We start from the raw sequence: 6,596 nt of genomic DNA on the forward strand, positions 1-6,596 counted from the left end.
CCTCGTTTTTTGCCTTGTCACCACAATACGTCATCAGAATTATCGTTTCTACGTGCCCAGTCCCCCCAAACATATCCACCGGCCAAGCCTCCACAGCCCGATACCCTTTCCCGCCAAACATCCTCAAATCCCTGGCAAGCGTCTCCGGACCACACGACACGTAAACCACACGTTTCGGTCCCATCTTGGCAACGGCATCGATAAACTCCTTTGTGCTGCCGCTTCTGGGCGGATCCATCAGTACCACGTCCACAGTCTCGCCCTTCTCCGCCATATTCACCATAAACCGTCCGGCGTCGTTGCAGTAAAACTGGATATTCCTCACATCGTTCATCTTGGCATTCTGAACCGCGTCACGCACCGCATCGGAATTCAGCTCCACGCCAATCACTTCTCCTGCCTTCCTGCTGGCAATAAGGCCAATCGTGCCAATCCCACAGTATGCATCCAGCACCCTCTCTTTACCGGTCAGCCCGGCCAATTCCAGTGCCTTATTGTACAATACCTCTGTCTGAACAGGATTCACCTGATAAAACGATTTGGAAGAAATCCTGAAACGCAGCCCGCAGAGAACATCTTCGATATATCCCTTGCCATAAAGCACATGTTCCTTATTCCCCAGAACCATACTGGTGTTTCTATTGTTAATATTTTGGACAATCGTCGTAATCTCAGGATGTTTTTCCCTGAGTGCCTTCACAAAGTTATTTTTAGAAGGAAATACCGGAGAGGCCGTTACCAGAACAACCATAATCTCCCCCGTCGCAAATCCCCGTCTTACGAGCACATGCCTGAGAAATCCGTAGCCCGTATCTTCGTCATACGTCCGGATTTTAAACGATTTCAACATTCCTCTGATTGTGCCGATAATCTCATCCGCCTTCTCATCCTCAATCAGACATGATTCCACCGGTACAAGAATATGTGTCCCTTCCTTATATACACCGGAAAGAGGATTACCCTTCCTGTCGTGTCCAAATACGGCATGAACTTTATTCCTGTAATGCAGCGGATTTTTCATTCCGATAATCGGCCTAACAGGACAAATACCTTTCAAAAGTTCCTCCATCATTTTTTGTTTTTTAGCAAGCTGCTCCTTATAGGAAAGATGCAGAAGCTGACAGCCGCCACACTGCTCGTAAACAGGACACGGAGACTTTCTTCTTCCAGCGTTTTTATTCCCGCCGTTTCGTTCAGACATCCTTCCCCTATCAGTCTCTTTCAACTCACTGATGCCCTTTTCTTCCCTCGTCTCTTTGAATCCTCTTACGGCCCTGATTTCTCTTGTCGGCTTTGTTCCTCTTGCTGGCTTCACGCCTCCTGTTAACTCCGTTTCTCTACCAAACCTTCCATCTCTTGCCGCCTTCATCTCTCTCGCAGGCTTTCCGTTTCTTGCCGTCTTCATCTCTCTCGCAGGCTTTCCATCTCTTGCCGCTCTGCCTTCTCCGCCCACCTTTCTTTCAAAATCCCCGGTACTCCCTTCCTCTCTTTTTCCTCCAAATCCCTTTCTATCTACAGTCTTACCGCCCTTAAATTCCCTTTTTCCCTGATTCTCCTGCTTTTTTCCCACTTTGAAATCCCTATCCGATTTTTCATTCCATTTCCGTTCTTCTCCAAACCGCTTAGTCCCCGGCTCCGCCTTCGTCTGCCTTCTCATCTGACCGCCTGTTCTCTCCTGTCTTCCTGCCTGGCTGCTTCTATTTCCCACTTCTCTTTTCTCCATTCCTGCCTCCGAATCCAAATGCCTTATTATCAGTTATAGTAATTTCCGCCAATCATTTTTCACCAACTTCAATCCCTGTTCATCTGTCTAAACCCATTTTACTAAATTTCGCCTTCCTAGTCCATTGAATCCAGCCTTAATCTTTTCCTCATTCAATCACATTACAGCATAGGCAGCGTTATAACTTACTGCAATCTGCTTCCCAGCCGCCGCTAAATCCGGTTCTTCAGCAGCCGGGTTGTTATTTCGTTCATAAAATTCTCCCTCATTTTCCCAACACATCAACCGTTCCCATTTTATTCCCCTGCAAACCCATAATTCTCAGAAAATTCCATCCAAATTCCATCTTATCCACATTTTTCGCTCGTTTTATCCACTTTTCCACATTCCATCTATCAATCACAATCCGATAATCCACAATTTTGTCTGTATCTTGCTCAGGCATCCACACTCCTGAATACCTTTTTCCACCGTTCTTTCTTAAAATGAACGGCAAATATCAGGCCTCTGAGGCACTCGTCAATCGCCATGGCCACCCAAACGCCCTCCAGGCCCCAGCCGAAGATGATTCCAAATACCCAGGCGCCCACAAAGGCCACTCCCCACTGGAAAATGACGCCTACGGCGGTCGGTGTCACGGCATCCCCGACTGCAATCAGGCACTTTGTCATGACAATATTGACGGCTCGTCCTATTTCCAGAAAAATTTCGATAAACAGAATTCTCCGCCCCAGGGCGATAATCTCCGGATTATCCGTAAATATTAAAAATGCATAATTGCTGCCCAGAAACAGCAGAATCGCCAGACCCACACAGGCCGCGAGAGCCACCTTCATCGTGGCGTTCACACGTTTCTGGATTAAATCGATTTTCTTTGCACCAATCAGATACCCAAGCACAATCTGTGTCGCCGATGCAATCGCCATTGCATAAACATAGGCCAGATTTGCGAAGATACTGCAGTATCCCTTTGTTACCGTAACCATGGTGCCAAAGGAATTGACAATTCCCAGGATGCACATCTGTGACATATTATAGGAAAAGCTCTCCACTCCGGAAGGAATCGCCAGAAAACAGAGATTCTTCATAATCTGTGTTGGAAACGGTTTCAAAAAATGTATCCCCAGCTTTACATTTGTCCGTTTCATAAAAAGCAGAATCATGAGTCCCAGCCCCACCAGCTTACTGATGTCCGTGGAAATGGCCGCTCCCACCGCTCCCAGTCTCGGCATACCGAACCAGCCGTTGATCAGGATTGCATTTCCGATGATATTTAATACATTCATGACTATTGAAACAATCATTACTTCCTTCATCATGGCAAACGCCCTGATAATGGCTGAAAACGTAAGGTAAAGTCCCTGAACCGTTATAAACGCTCCTACGATAAGCAGATATAGCGATGCCTCATCAAATATCTCATCCGGCACACGGATGGCCTTATATATGGGTCTGTATCCCACAAACACAAGAAATGTTGACAGGATGCCGACCACTCCAATCATCAGCAGTGACACCATGCATGTCCTGGAGGAATTGTCTTTATCATCCGCTCCCAGGTACTGGGACAGAATAACCGTGGTCGCGGTAGCCGCCATGCTGAGCACGATAATCACCAGGTTCATAATCTGGTTCGCATTAACTATCGATGCCACCGACTGCTGTGAAACGCGGCTGACCATGATCTGGTCTATATTTCCCACCAAAAGCTGTAAAAGCAGCTCCACAAAAATCGGCAGTGACATAAAAAACAGGTTCCTGTTAGTATTCATTTTATCTATATCGGTCTGATATCTCATTCTTCATCCTTATCCGTTCTATATAATCCGTATTCTCGACATTTTCCAAACTTCGTTATTATAGTCGAAATGCTCTGCCAGATCAATATGAACCGCAATTAAATATTGATTTTCAGGCAAAGCTTTGTATAATAGAAGGATATGATACCGATTTCCGAAGAGGTGTCACCACGATAGCAAGCACAAAACAGGAGTGATAAAATGAACACTGAAGCCGCACAAGCATCCGTTCTCCCACAGGAGATCTACATTGATAGAACACTATATACCGGCCGCCCGGATAATTTCTCAGACCGCCTGCCAAAGGAGCAGCGCGTATATACGCTGCTGGACTCTTTAAATGTCCCCTACACGAGAATCGACCACGATCCCACGGAGACCATCGATAGCTGCCACGAGGTGGAGCAGCTTCTCAATATACGCATCTGCAAGAACCTCTTTCTCTGCAACACGCAGAAGACTAATTTTTACCTTCTGATGATGCCCGGTGACAAGAAGTTCCGCACCGCCGTTTTTTCAAAAAAAATGGGCTGCTCACGCCTCTCCTTCGCCGATGCAGGACACATGGAAGAATATCTCGACATTACTCCCGGCTCCGTCAGTGTTCTGGGACTGATGAACGACCCCGGAAATCATGTCCGTCTCGTGATAGACCAGGACATTTTAAACGATGAATACATCGGCTGCCATCCGTGTATGAACACATCCAGCCTGAAAATCAAGACGGAGGATCTGCTTAAGAAAATTCTTCCGGCCATCCATCACGAATACACACCGGTGGAACTGGAGTGGTAAGGCGGTAACCAGGGCATCCAATCGATACAGAATACTGCAAAAAAGAAGAAAATACCATTGGTAAAAGTTACAGGCAGGGCATTCCAGCCCTGCCTGCATATTTTTCTCTCTTTTTTCTTTCATCATACCGTATCTCCATGGAAGTGTTTTTAGTTGGGTATCACCATGCAGATATCTTTATTCAAATGACTTCATACAAATATCTCCACTCAAAAACCTTCATTCAAAGCCCTTCCTTCAAATACTTTCATTCAAATACCTTCATTCAGATACCTTCCTTCAGATACTTTCATCCCTTATTCCACCGGAAAATCCTTCTCCAAATCATATCCCATCACAGTCAGATAATTCTTAATAATCTTCACCGCACCATCCACGCCGATTTTAGTCGTATTGATAATCAAATCATAATTATCCAAATCCTCCCAGTCACATCCCGTGTAATATCTGTGATAATCACGGCGCTCTCTGTCAATCCGTTTGATGTTCTTTAATATCTCTTTCTCATCATAGAGATCCTTTTCCCTGATTCTGGCCTCTCTCACTTCCATATCCGCATACAGGTAAACGCGGACCAGTCCGTCCATTCCGTTCAGGACGTAATTGGCACATCTTCCGATAATCACGCAGGATTCTTCCACCGCCAGCTTCCTGATTACTTCGGACTGGAAACGGAACAGATTGTCGGCTGAAATCAGGTCTGAGCCAAAGGAAGGTGAACCTTTCTCAGGTGTCAAACTGCTGATAATCTTATAGAGCAGCTTATTTCCCGCCTTCTCGTCTGCCAGGTGAAAATAGCTTTCCTTGATTCCGCTCTCGTCTGAATTCATCCTCAGGATATTCTTGTCATAAAAACCAAGTCCCAGTTCTTCCGCCAGCCGTCTGCCGGTATCTGCGCCGCCGCTGCCATACTGTCTGCCAATGGTGATAACTACTTTTTTCCCTGCCATAGTAACGCCTCCCCTTCTCATTGATTCGGTTTTATTGTAACTACATTATATCACACTATCGTTCTGTTTTCTATTAATTTTCCATCTTATTCCAATTTGCCAGCGCATTTAATGTTACTGTTCACACCGCATTGCGCTGTGAACAATAACACACTTCGCGATGCAAAAAAATGAAGTTTTATCTGCCGCTGCAAAGCATCTCAATAACCTTTCCGGCAGTCTCCTCCGTTGTGGCGGTACCGCCAAGATCCGGTGTCAGGGATTTCCCCTCTTCCAAGACGGCCTCAATAGAAGACAAAATCTTTTTCCCCCAGTCCTCATGGCCGAAGAAATCCATCATCTGGCTGGCAGACCATATCGCCGCCAAGGGGTTTGCTTTTCCCTGACCCGCTATGTCCGGCGCGGAGCCGTGAATCGGCTCAAACATGGAGGGATATTTTCGCTCCGGATTCAGGTTGGCTCCGGCGGCCAGTCCCATTCCCCCGGCTATGGCGGCTCCAAGATCCGTCAAAATATCACCAAACAGGTTAGAAGTCACGACAATCTCAAACCGCCATGGTTCCTTTACCATCAGCATACTTGCTGCATCCACCAGGTAGGAATGAGTTTCCACATCGGGATATTCCGCGCTGACCTCCTTAAAAATCTGATCCCAGAATACCATGGAATAATTGAGCGCATTTCCCTTGCTGATGCTCGTAAGGGATTTCTTCTTTTCCCTTGCCAGCTCAAAGGCATACCGGATAATTCTCTCGCAGCCCACTCTGGAAAAAACGCCGTCCTGTATTACCACTTCATTCGGTTTCCCCCTATACAGCCAGCTTCCGCTTCCGGCGTACTCACCCTCACTGTTTTCCCGCACAAAAATCATATCAATCTCTTCCCGCTTCACGTCCTTCAGAGGGCAGGGCGCACCCTTCAAAAGCACAATCGGCCTAAGATTCACATACTGGTCGAAACTCTTCCTTATTACAAGCAGAAGGTCCCACAGTGAAATGTGATCCGGCACCCCCGGATACCCCACGGCCCCGAGATAGATTGCATCAAATTTCTCCAGTTGGCTGATTCCGTCCTCATCCATCATACGGCCGTTTTTCAGATAATATTCACAGCCCCAGGGAAACCAGGTAAACTCAAACCGGAAACTTCCATCCAGTTCAGCGGCCTTATTAAGAACCCGCACTCCTTCCCCGATTACCTCCGGGCCTACGCCGTCTCCGGGTATTACTGCTATTTTATGTACTTTCATTAGTTTATCCTCCTGTTCAATTATTTGGGGATTTAATTGAGGAATGAGAACGCCGCCGGGACGGTCGGGGTTCGGGATGG

The 6,596-nt window shown here is 46.7% G+C and carries 6 protein-coding genes; 1 reads left to right on the top strand and 5 read right to left on the bottom strand.

Annotated features, from left to right (window positions below; genetic code table 11):
- From rlmD to QZT18_RS23095, 3 genes are all read right to left on the bottom strand, one after another.
- A partial coding sequence (gene rlmD / locus QZT18_RS23085) for a 23S rRNA (uracil(1939)-C(5))-methyltransferase RlmD (protein WP_366925960.1) occupies window positions 1-1,723 on the bottom strand: 1,723 nt, incomplete at its 3' end.
- Window positions 1,724-1,988: 265 nt separating this feature from the next.
- Complete coding sequence (locus QZT18_RS23090; RefSeq protein ID WP_294152025.1) at window positions 1,989-2,168, bottom strand: hypothetical protein; 180 nt, start codon at window positions 2,166-2,168, stop codon at window positions 1,989-1,991.
- Window positions 2,161-3,522, bottom strand: a complete 1,362-nt coding sequence (locus tag QZT18_RS23095) for an MATE family efflux transporter (RefSeq protein ID WP_294152027.1) — start codon at window positions 3,520-3,522, stop codon at window positions 2,161-2,163. The genes QZT18_RS23090 and QZT18_RS23095 overlap by 8 nt, the downstream gene beginning before the upstream one ends.
- Window positions 3,523-3,723: 201 nt before the next feature.
- Between QZT18_RS23095 and QZT18_RS23100 the strand changes: the two genes are divergently transcribed.
- Complete coding sequence (locus QZT18_RS23100) at window positions 3,724-4,317, top strand: prolyl-tRNA synthetase associated domain-containing protein (RefSeq protein WP_294152029.1); 594 nt, start codon at window positions 3,724-3,726, stop codon at window positions 4,315-4,317.
- Window positions 4,318-4,613: 296 nt separating this feature from the next.
- On the opposite strand, the gene QZT18_RS23105 is transcribed toward QZT18_RS23100, so the two are convergent.
- Complete coding sequence (locus tag QZT18_RS23105; protein WP_294152031.1) at window positions 4,614-5,267, bottom strand: AAA family ATPase; 654 nt, start codon at window positions 5,265-5,267, stop codon at window positions 4,614-4,616.
- 178 nt (window positions 5,268-5,445) lie between these two features.
- Window positions 5,446-6,516 carry a tartrate dehydrogenase gene (locus QZT18_RS23110; protein WP_294152033.1) on the bottom strand — a complete coding sequence of 357 codons (1,071 nt, stop codon included), beginning with the start codon at window positions 6,514-6,516 and terminating at the stop codon, window positions 5,446-5,448.
- Window positions 6,517-6,596 lie beyond the last annotated feature (80 nt).

Source organism: uncultured Clostridium sp. (assembly GCF_900547735.1).
GTDB lineage: Bacteria > Bacillota > Clostridia > Lachnospirales > Lachnospiraceae > Otoolea.